This window comes from Saliphagus sp. GCM10025317, assembly GCF_042663665.1.
Taxonomy (GTDB): Archaea; Halobacteriota; Halobacteria; order Halobacteriales; family Natrialbaceae; genus Natronosalvus.
Genome location: NZ_JBHTAQ010000005.1, coordinates 585,902 through 602,264 on the forward strand (window position 1 = coordinate 585,902; position 16,363 = coordinate 602,264).

Genomic DNA, 16,363 nt, shown 5'->3' on the forward strand with positions numbered 1-16,363 from the left:
ATGCAACACAGCACACCCAAAGACATCGGATCGATCAACTTCGGGCTCATGGAGCCCGAAGAGTACCGGGAGATGAGCGCGACGAAGATCATCACCGCCGACACCTACGACGACGACGGCTTCCCCATCGACATGGGGCTGATGGATCCCAGACTGGGCGTCATCGACCCCGGACTCGAGTGCAAGACCTGCGGGAAGCACTCGGGGTCGTGTAACGGCCACTTCGGCCACATCGAACTCGCGGCGCCGGTGATCCACGTCGGTTTCACCAAACTCATCCGGCGACTGCTCCGGGGAACCTGCCGTGAGTGTTCGAAGCTCCTGCTCACCGAGGACGAGCGCCAGGAGTTTCGCGACCAGATCACGGAGTACCGAAAGCTGGGTCACGACCTGAACGATGTGACGAAGGCGGCGATTCGGCAGGCACGAAAGAAGGATCGGTGTCCGTTCTGTGCCGAAATCCAGTACGACATCGACCACGAGAAGCCGACCACCTACTACGAGGTCCAGCAGGTTCTCACGAGCGAGTACTCCCAGCGCATCGCCGGTGCGATGCAGGGCAACGAGGAGGAGGGCATCGACCGAACGACGCCCGACGAACTCGCAGAGAAGACCGACATCGAACTCACCCGGATCAACGAGATCCTCTCGGGTTCGTTCCGGCCACGCGAGGATCAGCGCAAGGCCATCGAGAAGGCTCTCGACATCGACCTGACCGAGGAGGACACGAACAAGCTGATGCCCTCGGACATCCGCGACTGGTTCGAGGCGATCCCGGACGAGGACCTCGAGGTGCTCGGCATCGACGCCGAGCGTTCCCGTCCCGAGTGGATGATTCTGACGGTGCTGCCGGTGCCACCGGTCACCGCTCGTCCCTCGATCACGCTGGACAACGGTCAGCGCAGCGAGGACGACCTCACCCACAAGCTGGTCGACATCATCCGGATCAACCAGCGGTTCATGGAGAACCGCGAGGCCGGTGCGCCCCAGCTGATCATCGAGGACCTGTGGGAACTGCTCCAGTACCACGTCACGACGTTCATGGACAACGAGATTTCGGGAACGCCGCCGGCGCGACACCGCTCCGGGCGGCCCCTGAAGACCCTCTCCCAGCGGCTGAAAGGGAAGGAAGGCCGGTTCCGCGGTTCGCTGTCCGGGAAGCGCGTCAACTTCTCGGCCCGGACCGTCATCTCGCCCGACCCTACCCTGAGCCTCAACGAGGTCGGCGTCCCCGACCGCGTGGCGACGGAGATGACCCAGACGATGCTCGTCACCGAGCGAAACCTCGAGGAGGCTCGACGCTACGTCGCCAACGGGCCGAACAGCCACCCCGGCGCGAACTACGTGCGACGGCCGGACGGCCGCCGGCTCAAGGTGACCGAGAAGAACTGCGAGGCGCTCGCGGGGCTGTCCGAGGAAGGTGAACTCGAGAGTTCCCAGACGATCGGCCCGGGCTGGGAGGTCAACCGACACCTGATCGACGGCGACATCGTCATCTTCAACCGCCAGCCGTCGCTCCACCGGATGTCGATCATGGCCCACGAGGTCGTGGTCATGCCGTACAAGACGTTCCGGCTCAACACCGTCGTTTGCCCGCCGTACAACGCCGACTTCGACGGCGACGAGATGAACATGCACGCCCTCCAGAACGAGGAGGCCCGCGCGGAGGCGCGCGTCCTCATGCGCGTGCAAGAGCAGATCCTGAGTCCCCGCTTCGGGAAGAACATCATCGGGGCGATTCAGGACCACATCTCCGGGACGTACTTGCTGACGAAGGACAACCCCCGGTTCAACGAGACGCAGGCGCTCGACTTGCTCCGGGCGACCCGGATCGACGAACTGCCAGACCCCAGCGGTATCGACGACGAGGACGAGCCGTTCTGGACCGGCCGGGACGTCTTCTCCGAATTGCTGCCCGACGACATGAACCTCGAGTTCACGGGAACGGTCGGCGACGACGTCGTCATCGAGGACGGCCAGCTCGTCTCCGGAACGATCGCCGAGGACGAAGTCGGCGAGTTCGGCGGCGAGATCGTCGATGCGATCACGAAGCAGTACGGGAACACGCGCTCGCGTGTCTTCATCAACGAACTCTCGACGCTCGCGATGCGGGCGATCATGCACTTCGGGTTCTCGATCGGGATCGACGACGAGACGATCCCGGCCGAGGCCGAAGCGCGAATCGACGAGACGATCGAGGAGGCCTACGATCGAGTCGCAGAACTCATCGAAGCCTACGAGCGCGGCGAACTCGAGAGCCTGCCCGGGCGGACGCTCGACGAGACGCTCGAGATGAAGATCATGCAGACGCTCTCGCGGGCGCGTGACAACGCGGGGAACATCGCCGAGGAGCATTTCGAGGGCGACAATCCCGCGGTCGTCATGGCCGAGTCCGGGGCGCGTGGGTCGATGCTCAACCTGACCCAGATGGCCGGCTGTGTCGGCCAGCAGGCAGTTCGTGGCGAGCGGATCAACCGCGGCTACGAGAACCGCACCCTGAGCCACTACCAGCAAAACGACCTCTCGGCGGAGGCTCACGGTTTCGTCGAGAGTTCCTACACGGTCGGCCTGGATCCGCGGGAGTTCTTCTTCCACGCGATGGGCGGCCGCGAGGGGCTGGTCGACACGGCAGTCCGGACCTCGAAGTCCGGTTACCTCCAGCGTCGGCTAATCAACGCGCTCTCGGAACTCGAGGCGCAGTACGACGGTACCGTCCGGGACACGGGCGACACCATCGTGCAGTTCGAGTTCGGCGAGGACGGCACCTCGCCAGTACAGGTGGCCTACGACGACGACCACGACGTCGACGTCGAGGGCATCGCCGAGACGGTGCTCGAAGAGGAGTTCGACTCCGAGGCCGACCGCAAGGCGTTCCTCTCCGGGAAGCGGATCGAGACGAACCTCTCGGAACACGCCGACAGTCGTCGAGTTGCCGAGCCCGAGGGGGTGAGCTCGGATGACTAAGACCGAGAACGTCTTCGTCCAGGACTACGACGTCGACGACGACGCCGTCGTCATCGTCGAGGATAGCGAACTCCCGCGACGGCTCAAGGATCGCGTCTACGCAGTGCTCGAGGACAAAGGAGACGTGACGATCGAGCAGGCCCAGGATATCGTCAGCGCCGTCGAGACCGAGTACGTCGAGACGCGCGTCGACCCGCTCGACCCCGTCGGGACCGTCAGCGCCCAGTCCATCGGGGAGCCCGGGACGCAGCTGACGATGAACACGTTCCACTATGCAGGGGTCGCCGAGATCGACGTCACCCAGGGACTGCCCCGACTGATCGAACTCGTCGACGCCCGGAAGACGCCGGACACGCCGACGATGCAGGTTCACCTCACAGAGGAGTACGCGACCGAACGCGAGAAAGCTCACGAAGTCGTCTGGAACATCGAGGCGACGAAGATTCTCGCGCTGGGCGACGTGTCGACGAACGTCGCCGACATGCGCGTCCAGATCGACCTGAACCAGGACACGCTCGAGGAGCGACTCATCACGGCCGAGGAGGTCGCCGAGATCATTGAGGACTCTCTGGGCGTGTCGACGACGCAGCAGGGAACCCAGATCGAGTTCGGCCCCGAGGAGCCGTCTTACCGGGACCTCCTCCAGCTGGTCGAGGAGCTTCGTGACATCACGTTCAAGGGGATCGAGGACATCTCGCGGGTCGTCATCCGCCGGGAGGACCTCGAGGTCGAGACCGACGACGGTGTCGAGGAGCGCGAGGAGTTCGTCCTCTACACCGAGGGGTCGGCCTTCGGCGACGTGCTCTCGATCGAGGGCGTCGACGCCTCGCGGACGACCTGTAACAACATCCACGAGATTCACCGCAACCTCGGCATCGAGGCCGCCCGCGAGGCGATCATCGAGGAGACGAACAACACGCTGGCCGAGCAGGGGCTCGACGACGTGAACGTTCGCCACCTGATGCTGGTCGCCGACATGATGACCAACGAGGGGACCATCGAGTCGATCGGTCGTCACGGCATCTCGGGTTCGAAGGACTCCGTACTCGCCCGCGCAGCGTTCGAGGTGACGGTCAACCACCTGCTCAACGCCGCAATCCACGGCGAGATCGACGAACTCGACGGTGTCACCGAGAACGTCATCGTCGGCAAGCCGATCAAGCTCGGTACCGGCGACGTCGACCTGCGGATGGGATCGTCGCCGAATCGGGCGGACTGACCCGAGTACCGAGTACCAGCACCGACTCCCAACTACGAACTGACCGACTACCGACTCGTTTTCTCTACACCCAGATGACCATCACCCTCGAGGACGACGCACGCCAGTTCATCGCCCGATTCGAGGACGTCTCCGGAATCTCCGGCCAGGACTGTCTCGTCTTCGAGGACCGCCTGGTAATCGTCGTCCCCCCGGGGACGATGGGGCAGGCAGTCGGCGCCCGCGGACAGCACGTCCAGCAATTCGAGCGCCGAACGGGGCGATCCGTGCGGCTGGCCGAGGGCTCGAGCGATCCCGAAGCGTTCGTGGCGAACGCGCTGGCGCCCGCGGCGGTCCGCAACGTCACGATCAGCGAGAACAACACGACGGTCGCCTACGTCGAGGTGCCCGAGGACGACCGCGGGGTTGCCATCGGCACCGACGGCCGACGAATCGAGGACGCGCGGACGCTCGCCGAGCGTCACTTTGGGATCGACGACGTGCAGTTAGCCTGAGCGTCCGCGTGATGGTGCTACGTTTCTCCTCACCTCGAGGATGCCTTGATATCGACGTTCCTCGAGAAGCCCCGAACGTATACGGTCGTTCGTGACAGATCGACGAGCATGACCGACGACGGGCCAACCTACGGACGGGAACGGTTGATCGAGATCTACACGCAGGGAATGTTCGCCGGACAGCCGCCATCGCTGCCGCCGTCCTACGAGGCGCTCGAGACGGCCGCGGAGGCGGCTCTCGAGCCGGAAGCGTTCGGCTACGTCGCGGGAAGCGCCGGGGCCGAACGAACGAAGGCGGCGAATCGGACGGCGTTCGAGCAGTGGCGGATCGTCCCGCGGATGCTCAGGGACGTCGCTACGCGGGACCTCTCGGTCGAGTTGTTCGGCGAGACGTACCCCGCGCCGGTCGCGTTGGCACCGATTGGGGTTCAGTCGATCCTCCACGAGGAGGCGGAACTCGCCTCGGCGCGGGCGGCCGCCGGTCTCGGTCTGCCGTTCGTCCAGAGCACCGCCGCCTCGGAGACGCTCGAGGACGTCGCCGTGGCAACCGGCGACGCGCCCGCGTGGTTTCAGCTGTACTGGAGTTCAGATCGCGACCTCACGGAAAGTTTCGTCTCGCGCGCGGAAATCGCGGGCTACGAGGTGCTGGTCGTCACCGTCGACACGCCGATCATCAGCTGGCGCGAGCGCGACGTCGAACAGGCGTACCTCCCCTTCCTCGACGGCGACGGCGTCGCGAACTACTTCTCGGATCCGGCGTTTCGGGACCTGCTCGCCGATCCGCCCGAGGAGAACCCCGACGCCGCGGTCATGAAATTCGTGGACGTCTTCGGCAACGCCTCGCTCACGTGGGACGACCTCGAGTGGCTCGCCGGTTTCACCGACCTGCCGGTCCTCGTCAAGGGAATCGTCCACCCGGACGACGCCATCCTGGCGCTCGAGTCCGGCGCCGACGGTGTAATCGTCTCGAACCACGGCGGTCGTCAGGTCGACAACGCGCTCCCCGCGATCGAGGCACTCCCTCGAGTGGTCGACCGACTGGCGGACAGGGGGTACGGCGACGCCCCGGTACTGTTCGACAGCGGCATCCGTCGCGGTGCGGACGCCGTCACGGCGCTCGCTCTCGGTGCCGAGCTGGTCCTGTTCGGGCGGCCCTACGTCTACGGACTCGCGGTCGACGGCGAAGACGGGGTTCGGGAAGTCTGTCGAAACTTCCTGGCGGACCTCGACCTGACACTCGGGCTGGCGGGTCACGCGTCCGTCGCGGAACTCGACCGATCGTCGATCGTCCCCGCCGGCGGTTCGTTCGAACTCGAGTGACGGCGGTGTGGTTGATTCATACGCACCCAGAGAAATTCGCCACCGGGACGATTTCGCGGGCAAATCGGGCACAACAGTAAAATACGTCCGGTCGGGTCTTTTGCCCAGGAAAGAATGTCTGTATTACAGAAATTCAAGAGAAATAGCCGATCTGTTACGATCGTAACTATCGTCACAGTGTTGCTTCTCGCGACGACGAGCGGGGCCGCGGTCAGCGCTTCATCCGTCGGAACGACTGCTGTCGCCGACTCGGGCGCGGGTGATCAGGTTCCGAACCCCATCGCGGCAGGGACCTACGAGGGACAGGAACTCGAGGCGGGCCAGTCGGTCACCTACGACGCAGAACTCTCCGAAGGCGAGTACTTCGCGGCTGTTGCTCTATTTGAAGCCGGGACGGATCTCCGAGTAACGATTCGTGACCCGAGCGGGACGGTAGTCGGCGAGACGTTCAGTGACACGGAGTACGAGGTCGCCGAACTTCTGTCGGTGGACGAGGGCGGCACCTATACCGTCGAAATCGCGAACGAAGGCTCCGCGGCAGCGACGTTTACCCTCGACGTCTACCACGACAGCGACTCCGAGACTGGCTCTGAGTCGTCGACCGCCGACGTGCCTGACCCACTCGAGGAAGGGACCTACGAGGGACAGGAACTCGAGGCGGGCCAGTCGGTCACCTACGAGGCCGAACTCACCGAGAACGATTTCATCTCGATTATGGCGGACTTCGATTCGGACGCCGACATTGCCGTGACGATCCGTGACCCGAACGGATCGGCGGTCGGCGAATCGCTCCCGCACGACGATTTCTACGCGGCGGACCTCACTAGCGCACCTACCGACGGGACGTACACGGTCGAGATCGAAAACCGAGGCGAGACGGCGGCCACGTTCGTCCTCGACGTCTACTACGACGAGTTCGAATCCGATCCGTCCAGAGTGCAAGTTCCGGATCCGCTCGAGAACGGCTATTTCCCTGGTCTCGAACTCGAGGAGGGTGAGACGGCTACCTACGATGCCGAACTGGAAACCGGCGACCTCTTCACCGTGAGCGTGCTTTCCGGCACCGACCTCGAGGTGATGGTTACCGACCCGTCCGGGTCCGCCGTAGGGACCGACGTCCGAGACGGAGACTACCGGGCCGTCAACGTGGTCGGCGCACCCACCGACGGGACGTACACAGTCGCGGTCGAAAACCGCGGCGAGACGGCGACCGAAACCGATCTCAGCGTCCTGTACGAACCAACCCCGGCCGTCCTCGAGAACGGATCGTTCGAAGGAACGGTCGACGGGATGGACTTCGACATTTTCATGATCGATCTGAACGCGGGCGACGACCTCTCGGTGACGATCACGTCCGACGACGCGGCCGATCTCGAGGTAACGCTCTTCGACTCGGCGACCGAGGAACTCGCCACCGGCGAACACGGAGACGGCACCGTTTCCCTCGACCTATCCGATGTCGAATCCAGCGACACTCATCTGTTGCAGGTGTACAACGTCGGCACGTCCGAAGTCGACTACGAACTCGAGGTTTCACACTCCGGACACGCCAACGCGACGGAGAAAGCGGAAGTGGAAGGCGAGGAAGCACGCGAAAGCGGAGACGAGACGAACGAGAGCGAGACGACCGAAAACGCCGACGGCGATGGGGACGCATCCGACCCAACCCGCCAACTTGACGACGAAATGCCGGGGATGACCGCCTCCGGCGCGTCCCTCGCCCTTCTGGTTGTCTCGTCACTGCTACTCGGACGAACCCGCGTCGGCGACGACGCCTGAACGACTCTCGAGACTGGCGTACGGAATTCTCTACGCCGCCGAGTGACCATAGACCGCGCTGAGCCCGTAACTCGAGACCACGAAACGCCCTCAGATCTCTCGATGGGGTTCGATAAAGCGCTCTCGAGGCGTTTCTCCCGGAAGCAAAAGGGGATGCTTAAGTGCCTTCGTCGGATAGCCATCGCCATGGCAAACGGCAAATACGCCGCGCGCAAACTCAAGAAGGACCGCCAGAACCAGCGGTGGTCCGACTCTGACTACGCGCGCCGAGCACGCGGCCTGCGCGAGAAATCGGACCCGCTCGAGGGTGCACCCCAGGCTCGCGGTATCGTCCTCGAAAAGGTCGGCATCGAAGCGAAACAGCCCAACTCGGCCATTCGAAAGTGCGTCCGCGTCCAGCTGATCAAGAACGGCAAGCAGGTCACGGCGTTCTGTCCCGGCGACGGGGCGATCTCGTTCATCGACGAACACGACGAGGTCACCATCGCCGGTATCGGTGGCGCGAAGGGTCGTGCCATGGGTGACCTCTCGGGCGTCAACTACAAGGTCGACAAGGTCAACGGTGTCGCCATGCTCGAACTGGTTCGCGGCAACGCGGAGAAACCGGTGCGATAACATGAGCGAGCAGGAACAACCCGAACCCGACGCGCCCGCTGGCGGCAGTGACCTCACTGCCAAGCTCTTTGGCACGTGGGACGTCTCCGAGATCGCCTACAACGACCCCTCGACCGAGCGCTACCTGTCGGTGACGCCCATCGCGCATACGGCGGGTCGCCACGCGAGCAAGCAGTTCAAGAAGTCCGAACTCTCCGTCGTCGAGCGACTGGCCAACCGCCTGATGCAGACCGAGGAGAACACGGGCAAGAAACAGCAGACGCTGAAGATCGTTCGCGACGCGTTCGAAATCGTCAACGACCGCACCGAGGAGAACCCCGTCCAGGTCCTCGTCACTGCCGTCGAGAACGCGGCGCCGCGCGAGGAGACCGTCCGTCTCAAGTACGGCGGTATCTCGGTCCCCAAGGCTGTCGACGTCGCGCCCCAGCGCCGCGTCGACCAGGCCCTGAAGTTCATCGCCGAGGGTGCGCACAGCGCCTCGTTCAAGTCGCCGACGTCGGCTTCGGAAGCGCTCGCCAGCCAGCTCATCGGCGCGTCGAACTACGACGTCCAGACGTACGCGATCAACCAGAAAGAAGAGAAAGAACGCGTTGCGGCTGCCGCGAGATAACCGCGTTTCGTTTGCGTTTTCGGCTTCGCTTTTTCTCGTTTTCTCGTTGACTCTCACACCGATCCGGCAACTCTCGAGCACACTCGACGTTCGATATCCGCCATTCTCGGGGTTCCCCTCGTGAGCGACGTTACACAGTTTCGAGGAGAAGGCCCACGACTTCAGTCGTGGGAGTAGTCACTGATCCGGCAGGACACACCGTTCGAACCAGTTTCCACGGCTACCATCCATCTCTGACCAATTTGCTTGCACTTGCAGGCAAGCCGAGTCAGATTTATAGGCCCCGCGCGTGGATTCTACGTACTAACTGTGTTGTCTATTACGTCACCTCGCGTCTTCGCCGTTCACCACGACGTTTCTCGAGTCGTGTCGGATGCTGACGCCCTCTCCGCGGTGTACGACGTTCGCTGCATCGACTTCGACCGATCGATCCTCGATCAGCTCGAGGCAGGCGACGACGTCATCCTCGTCGACTGGGAACTCGAGAGTCCGGATCCCAGAGGGGTTCTCGATGCACTCAGCCAGAACGCGCCATCGACGCCTATACTCGCGGTGGCCAGCGACGTCCCGACGGACGACCCCATCGACCGCGGCGCCGACGAGTATCTGGTGACGCCCGTCTCGGTCGAGAAACTACGGTCGACGATCGATCGACTGGTTCTCCAGCACGCCTACGAAGAGGCGATGAGCGAGTACTTTCGACTCGCGGGGGAGCGGGCGCTGCTCGAAAACGAACGCGAGGCGGGTGTCGACGTCGACGAGCGCCACGAGCAGGTACTGGCTGACTTAGACGAGTGGCGAGAGCGAGCGGATTCGATCAGAGGTGAGTTCTCGCGCGAGGGATTCGACCGGGCGCTTCGCCGGTTACTCAGTGAGTAACGAATTTTCACGGTAATTTTCGACCGAACCCGACGCCGTCTTCTTTTTCTATCCTATCTGGATGTTTAAATATTTATACTATCAGATTTTCACATGGATTCTGTGTCTGATTTATTAAAATAAATTCATTACGGGTCGGTACCATGGCTTGTATGTACTATGACGGAACTTAGCGACTACCTGAAGAACCACCCACGAATGATCGGCGTCCTGTTCACGGCCATGCTGTTGCTGGCCCAGGCAGGAACGGTTGCGGCGGGGAACAGCGGTGCTTACACCGGCCCCTGAACGTTCACAGCCCATCCATGGAGAAATCTTTACTCCATTGAATTTCGCCCTCGTATAGTATCGGTACGCCTTCTAATTCAAGAAACTCATTGAGTTCTGACTCTGTTAGTGAAAACGGTCCGGCTTTCCCTGAAGTGAGGAAATAGGAGTCGTTCGATTTGACGTATGGGACAAATATTGTTCCCTTCCGTAATTCACTCGTTTCGTAGGTGTCGAGCACAACGTCTGCTTTCGATTCAATTTTCTCTATAATACATACAATTGGAGGCCCTGTCTCTGACTGCGCTATAGATATTAACCCGTTCCCGACCATTCGGTACTGTTGTCCCACGAGGGTCTTCCTCCGTGCTACGTCGAGTGCAGCATAAAGTGGGTAGCCTCGATTTAGCACTCGAGCGATCATGCTACCCATGCGAATCGCACCGCTGTTGATTACGTCGCCGAGCGTGACAATCCCTCCGGAACTTCCGGCCTCGACCAGATGGAGCCCCTGGTCGCGTGACTGACACGCATTGAGTAAGAACGCTTTTGCACCGACTTTCTCGAGCGTCGTTCCCGACAATTTCCCGTCCGAGCACTGGAACCCCTCTCGATCGATATGGCCGATGTAATGTACGAAATCACTCTCCTTGGCCAGTAAATCTCTGAGTTCGTCTCTCGTCAGAGAATAGTACTCGACCACGTTGAACGGGAGTTCGTCGCGATTACCGTAAATCCCGTTCACTGTCTCGAGTTCATCTTTCATCTCCGAGTCGTTACAGACAACTTTGATCTCGATTGGATCCTCTCGTGGCTCTCGACCGATACTGTGAGTAAACGCGGACAGAGGCGTTGTGCTTATCAATGTGGCCGAATCATCGGTTTCCCAATGCTGTTCGATCGTTGGTATGTCCAGCCCCTGATCGTGGATATCGCGTTCCTCCGTACCCCGGGCAGTACTCACTCCTCTTGTGAACTCTTGAATCGCTTCACGCTGCACCGGGGCCTCTGGCGAAGCATGATTGGGTTGTTGTATCTGGACGATTGCGAGATCGTTCGAAATAAAGGGGAGAAACGTAATACTCTCTGACGTCGGTTTCAAATGAGCTTCGAGACGCCACTCGGGGATAACTGGTTCAATCGTCGAAAACGGCGTCGAGAGATATTCTTCAAGTTGATTGGAGAGGGGTTGTACGTACACCTGCTCTAAATCGAACGGAAGGAATGATTCGATCGCCTGTCGTTCGTGTAACGGTACAGGAGTCATCCCCTCGGTACGTACGATACAGTCGAGGAAGAAGATCTGTTTGAGTAACCGTTCGACAGTTTCTTCGAAACCACCGTCACTGGTCAGTGAATAGGATAGCCCGGCATCGGTCGTTATCCTCGATGAATCTCCGGAGATGACCTCCGCGCCGAGATAGTATGCGAGTGGAGCTATAACGTAGATGTTCTCGAGACTCGGCGGAACTTCGATCTGTATTCCAGTTTCCGGGCGGTCAAACCCGTCCGGAATCGATAACGTCTCTCCGAGTTCGAGCGCTGGTGGATGTCCTCTGAGCGTTGGATAGGATCGTTCGGGGGTGGTGGTCTTTAACGCTGACCCGAAGGCCGTAACCGCTTCCATGAGGTCTGCTGGCTCCTCTGTCGTGGTAATCGTTGCTGCAGGGCGCGTATGTGAGGAACGGGCGCCGACGATCACTCGGGTTGCATCGTCAAGAGTGATGTGTGTCTGTTGACTATCTGCGTAGATGTGCATCGAACTTTCAAAATAAAGATAGATCTTGAACGGTGTCGAGAGATCGAGGGTGTACGCCCCTTCTGGAAGCAATTGCTGTTCACCTGGACGAACCTCGTGGACCATCGCCCCCGTCTCGTCGCGGACGTATACGAGATCGTTCGTCGGTAGTGTGACGCTCTCGACTTCGATTTCGACGGCTGAATCGACCGGATACTGTAAACAATCGTCGCTAACCGGCTCAGGCGATACCGACTCGTGGGTCGTCAATCGGTAGCGATGTCGCTCTATCCGATCGATAATCTCGAGTCCGCCATCGACTGCTTCGAATGTCGGCTTCATCTCAGTAGTCTCTGAAGTCGACCCCGTCCAGGCTGGGACACCTGACCGGCGCCTCGACGCACCCTGTTCACTGGGTTATCGGCACCCAGCCGGTGGAGAGGTCGCTTTCCGTGAGCGACCATCGCTCCTGGGCGACACCGTTCCGTTCTCGAAGTTCGACGACGACGTCGAACAGGGGGGTGAGGATCGAAACGGTGCTCGCGTCGCGTTCGATCGGGAGCTGGTAGTGGGCGATGCCGCCGGCCGCTTGCGTCCGTCCGTTGAGCAAGTGGAGACACTGGAACACGGCTTCCCTGCCGTACTCCTCGAGGAACGGCACGAGCGAGTCGACGCCGACGCGAAGTTCGCCAGGTTCGAGGCCGCCGTCGCCATCGCGTTCGAATCGTTCGATGGCGCTCGAGACGGCGACGCCGATGTCACCGAGGGTTTCGGCGGTCGTCACCGGTGCTTCGGTGCCTGGTGTCGGTGGTGCTGACGGAGTCGCGCTCCCCGCCGTTTCCGCCGTTTCCATCGTATCCCCCGAGACGCTACGGGCCGTTCCCTGGTAACTGACGATTTCGGCGTTCCCGGAATCTGCGTCGTCGACCAGGCGGTCGATGTCGAACTCCGTGCCAGGCGTCGAAATCACGATGCGCTTTCGGTCTTCCTCGGGGGCCGTCCCAAGCAACCGGCGAGCGATCACCTGTCGCTGGTCGGCCTCGACGACACCGGTCACGAGGACGCTCGCCCCTCGTCGTTTCAACCGGGACAGTTCATCAGCGAATGCGCGCTCCGTCGTCCCATCACGACAATCCTTCCCCGAAAGCATCAGTAGTATGTTCCACACGTATGAAGTATCGAACATTAAACGTTTGGGTCGAGACGCCAAACGACACGCCTCGAGCGAGAAGGACGGCCAACTTCGAGCCGAAAAGACCGTCAACCGGCGGTGGTCGCCAGTCGTTTAATCCGCCGCTCGAGTCCCCTCGCCGACGTACGACCGGGTGGTCTCGACGAGCACCTGCCGGTAGGCGCTCGGATCGGGATCCTGGCTAAGTTCTCGGAATCGCCGTCGGAACGCCTCGAAGTCGATCTCCGGCGCGTCCATCGCCGCCGCGTGGGCGAGGTCGTACAGGCGGTGGTCGGCCTCGAGCAGGTCGTGTCGCTCGGCGAGTGCGAGTGCGAAGGCCGCGTTGACGGCGGTGATGTCGGGATCGGCGGCGGGGGAGAGTCGTTCGATGCCAGGGGTCGAACCCGGCGGCGTCTCCGGTCGATCACGGAGGGCAGTCGCGAGCGAGGACTCGAGGAACGCCAGCAACTTTTCGCCGGGACCGACCGAGAGCGTGATGTCGTCGGCGTAGATGTCTTTCATGTGGTTGGCGATTTGGTAGCAGTGTGAGAGCTTGTACTGCTCGACGCGTTGCCCGGCCAGCGCGAGGTAGAGGGCCTCCGCTGTCGACTGGACGTGTGAGGGGTGGTCCTGCTCGTGGCGGGCCATGTGGGCGAACTCGTGGAGCGCCAGTTCACGCGCCATCGCCGAGGACGCGGCCTGCCTTGAGATGTTGAGCACGTGTCGGTCGTCGTGATGAGCGGCCCAGGTTCGCTCGTCGGGGTCGTCACGCAGGTGGACGTAGACGGGGAGTGAGAGGTTACACTCGGTTTCGAACAGGTCCTGGGCGCTGAGAAACGGGGCGGCGGGTCCCGGTCCCTGTATGCGCAAATCCATGTGTGTCCGTAACAGGGGTCGGGCGCCTATGGCTCTTACGCCGGTGTCCGTCGGCTGAGGCTCAAGCGCCTGGCGTTGGGTGCGTGCTATTCTCTCACGCAAATTGGTCGATTCGAGTCTCGAGGCGCGTTTCGGGCCCGTTCTCGCCGAGACGAAACAGCACCCTTTTGACCCCGCTACCGGTACAGGTGGATATATGGGCCGACGCAAAAAGATCGTCCAAGAGTGTGAACGGCTGATGGACGACCCGGAGAACATCCGGAACATCGCCATCGCCGCTCACGTCGACCACGGAAAAACGACCCTCTCCGACAATCTCCTCGCGGGCGCCGGTATGATCTCCGATGATACTGCCGGCCAGCAGCTCGCGATGGACACGGAAGAAGACGAGCAGGAACGTGGGATCACCATCGACGCGGCGAACGTCTCGATGACCCACGAGTACGACGGAACCAACCACCTCATCAACCTCATCGACACACCGGGCCACGTCGACTTCGGTGGCGACGTCACCCGGGCGATGCGCGCCGTCGACGGTGCGCTCGTCGTCGTCGACGCCGTCGAGGGTGCCATGCCCCAGACCGAAACGGTCCTGCGGCAGGCCCTTCGCGAGGGTGTCAAGCCCGCGCTGTTCATCAACAAGGTCGACCGCCTGATCTCCGAACTACAGGAAGGCCCACAGGAAATGCAAGAGCGTCTCCTTTCGGTCATCCAGGACGTCAACGACCTCATCCGCGGCATGACCGAGGAGATGGACGACGTCGACGACTGGTCCGTCTCCGTCGAAGACGGCACCGTCGGCTTCGGCTCTGCCCTCTACAAGTGGGGCGTCTCGATGCCGTCGATGCAGCGCACCGGCATGGACTTCGGCGACATCATGGAACTCGAGCGCAACGACGAGCGCCAGGAACTCCACGAGCGGACGCCGCTCTCGGACGTCGTGCTCGACATGGTCTGTGAGCACTTCCCGAATCCGGTCGACGCCCAGCCCCGTCGTATCCCCCGGATCTGGCGCGGCGACAGCGAGTCCGAACTCGCCGAGACGATGCGTTTCGTCGACGAGTCCGGCGAGGTCGTCTTCATGGTCACCGACATCTCGATGGACCCCCACGCCGGCGAAATCGCTTCGGGCCGCGTCTTCTCGGGCACCCTCGAGAAGGGCCAGGAGCTGTACGTGTCGGGCACCGCTGGCAAGAACCGCGTCCAGTCCGTCGGCATCTACATGGGTGGCGAGCGCGAGGAAGTCGAGAACGTCCCTGCGGGGAACATCGCCGCCGTCACTGGCCTGCGCGACGCCATCGCCGGCTCGACCGTCTCGAGTATCGAGATGACGCCGTTCGAGTCCATCGAGCACATCTCCGAGCCCGTCATCACGAAGGCGGTCGAGGCGAAGACGATGGACGACCTGCCGAAGCTCATCGAGACGCTTCGACAGGTCTCGAAGGAAGACCCAACGATCCAGATCACGATCAACGAGGACACCGGCGAGCACCTGATCTCCGGGCAGGGTGAACTTCACCTCGAGGTCATCACCCAGCGTATCGAGGCCAACCAGGGAATTCCGGTCAACACCGGCGAACCGATCGTCGTCTACCGCGAGGCCGTCCAGCGACCGAGCGACACGGTCGAGGGCATCTCGCCAAACCGGCACAACCGTTTCTACATCTCTGCCGAGCCGCTGACCCAGGACCTGGTCGAGACGATCCAGCTCGGCGAAGCCTCGATGGACATGCCCGAACTCGAGCGCCGCGAGGCGCTCCAGGAGGCCGGCCTCGACAAGGACACCTCCCAGAACGTCGAGCACATCCACGGGACGAACATCCTCATCGACGACACGAAGGGTATCCAGCACCTGAACGAGACGATGGAGCTCGTCATCGAGGGGCTCGAGGAGGCCCTCGACAACGGGCCGCTGGCCGCCGAGCCAGTCCAGGGCACCCTGATCCGACTGCACGACGCGAAGCTCCACGAGGACACCATCCACCGCGGTCCGGCACAGGTCATCCCCGCCACGCGGGAGGCCGTCCACAAGTCGCTGATCGACGCCCACATCAAGCTGCTCGAGCCGATGCAGGACGTCCGGATCGACGTGCCCAACGAGCACATGGGCGCTGCCTCCGGCGAGATCCAGGGCCGCCGTGGCCAGGTCGACGACATGTACCAGGAGGGTGACCTCATGGTCGTCGAAGGCGTCGCGCCGGTCGAGGAGATGATCGGGTTCTCGAGCGACATCCGCTCGGCCACCGAAGGTCGTGCAGCCTGGAACACCGAGAACGCCGGATTCGACGTCATGGCCGACTCGCTCCAGCGCGAGACGATCATGGAGATCCGTGAGCGCAAGGGCATGAAGCTTGAGTTGCCGCCGTCGATCGACTACATCTAATCGCTCGGCTCCACTTTCTCTCGATTTTGCGTCCACCGAGCGGCGACT

Annotated in this window: 13 protein-coding genes; 10 read left to right on the forward strand and 3 right to left on the reverse strand. The window is 62.1% G+C overall.

Going from position 1 to position 16,363, the window contains the following annotated elements:
* The 9 genes from ACFQS4_RS05025 to ACFQS4_RS05065 all read left to right on the forward strand — a co-directional run bounded on the left by ACFQS4_RS05025 (window position 1) and on the right by ACFQS4_RS05065 (window position 10,168).
* Complete coding sequence (locus tag ACFQS4_RS05025) at window positions 1–2,964, forward strand: DNA-directed RNA polymerase subunit A' (RefSeq protein WP_497902579.1); 2,964 nt, start codon at window positions 1–3, stop codon at window positions 2,962–2,964.
* Window positions 2,957–4,183, forward strand: a complete 1,227-nt coding sequence (rpoA2, locus tag ACFQS4_RS05030; protein WP_497902580.1) for a DNA-directed RNA polymerase subunit A'' — start codon at window positions 2,957–2,959, stop codon at window positions 4,181–4,183. Before ACFQS4_RS05025 ends, rpoA2 begins: the two co-directional genes overlap by 8 nt.
* A 74-nt stretch (window positions 4,184–4,257) precedes the next feature.
* Window positions 4,258–4,677 (forward strand): NusA-like transcription termination signal-binding factor, encoded by a 420-nt coding sequence (locus ACFQS4_RS05035; protein WP_497902581.1) that lies wholly within the window; start codon window positions 4,258–4,260, stop codon window positions 4,675–4,677.
* Between the two features lie 108 nt (window positions 4,678–4,785).
* Entirely contained in the window at window positions 4,786–5,997 is a 1,212-nt protein-coding gene (locus ACFQS4_RS05040) for an alpha-hydroxy-acid oxidizing protein (protein WP_497902582.1), read from the forward strand.
* Window positions 5,998–6,174: 177 nt separating this feature from the next.
* Window positions 6,175–7,776, forward strand: coding sequence for a hypothetical protein (locus ACFQS4_RS05045; RefSeq protein ID WP_500192350.1), 1,602 nt, complete (start codon window positions 6,175–6,177; stop codon window positions 7,774–7,776).
* Window positions 7,777–7,962: 186 nt separating this feature from the next.
* Window positions 7,963–8,391: a 30S ribosomal protein S12 gene (locus ACFQS4_RS05050; protein WP_253432648.1), complete on the forward strand. Its 429-nt coding sequence runs from the start codon at window positions 7,963–7,965 to the stop codon at window positions 8,389–8,391.
* 1 nt (window position 8,392) lies between these two features.
* Window positions 8,393–9,001, forward strand: coding sequence for a 30S ribosomal protein S7 (locus ACFQS4_RS05055; RefSeq protein WP_254159414.1), 609 nt, complete (start codon window positions 8,393–8,395; stop codon window positions 8,999–9,001).
* Between the two features lie 366 nt (window positions 9,002–9,367).
* A complete protein-coding gene (locus tag ACFQS4_RS05060) occupies window positions 9,368–9,880 on the forward strand; it encodes a HalX domain-containing protein (protein WP_497902584.1) in 513 nt (170 codons plus the stop codon).
* A 159-nt stretch (window positions 9,881–10,039) separates the two neighbouring features.
* Window positions 10,040–10,168, forward strand: a complete 129-nt coding sequence (locus ACFQS4_RS05065; protein ID WP_497902585.1) for a DUF7503 family protein — start codon at window positions 10,040–10,042, stop codon at window positions 10,166–10,168.
* A 4-nt stretch (window positions 10,169–10,172) separates the two neighbouring features.
* On the opposite strand, the gene ACFQS4_RS05070 is transcribed toward ACFQS4_RS05065, so the two are convergent.
* The 3 genes from ACFQS4_RS05070 to ACFQS4_RS05080 all read right to left on the reverse strand — a co-directional run bounded on the left by ACFQS4_RS05070 (window position 10,173) and on the right by ACFQS4_RS05080 (window position 13,932).
* Window positions 10,173–12,227: a hypothetical protein gene (locus ACFQS4_RS05070; protein ID WP_497902586.1), complete on the reverse strand. Its 2,055-nt coding sequence runs from the start codon at window positions 12,225–12,227 to the stop codon at window positions 10,173–10,175.
* Window positions 12,228–12,294: 67 nt separating this feature from the next.
* Window positions 12,295–13,035, reverse strand: a complete 741-nt coding sequence (locus ACFQS4_RS05075) for a DUF7504 family protein (RefSeq protein ID WP_497902587.1) — start codon at window positions 13,033–13,035, stop codon at window positions 12,295–12,297.
* Between the two features lie 135 nt (window positions 13,036–13,170).
* Window positions 13,171–13,932, reverse strand: a complete 762-nt coding sequence (locus tag ACFQS4_RS05080) for a DUF5781 family protein (protein WP_497902588.1) — start codon at window positions 13,930–13,932, stop codon at window positions 13,171–13,173.
* Window positions 13,933–14,128: 196 nt separating this feature from the next.
* On the opposite strand from ACFQS4_RS05080, the gene ACFQS4_RS05085 reads away from it, so the two are divergent.
* Window positions 14,129–16,315, forward strand: a complete 2,187-nt coding sequence (locus ACFQS4_RS05085) for an elongation factor EF-2 (RefSeq protein ID WP_497902589.1) — start codon at window positions 14,129–14,131, stop codon at window positions 16,313–16,315.
* The last annotated feature ends 48 nt before the right edge of the window (window positions 16,316–16,363 follow it).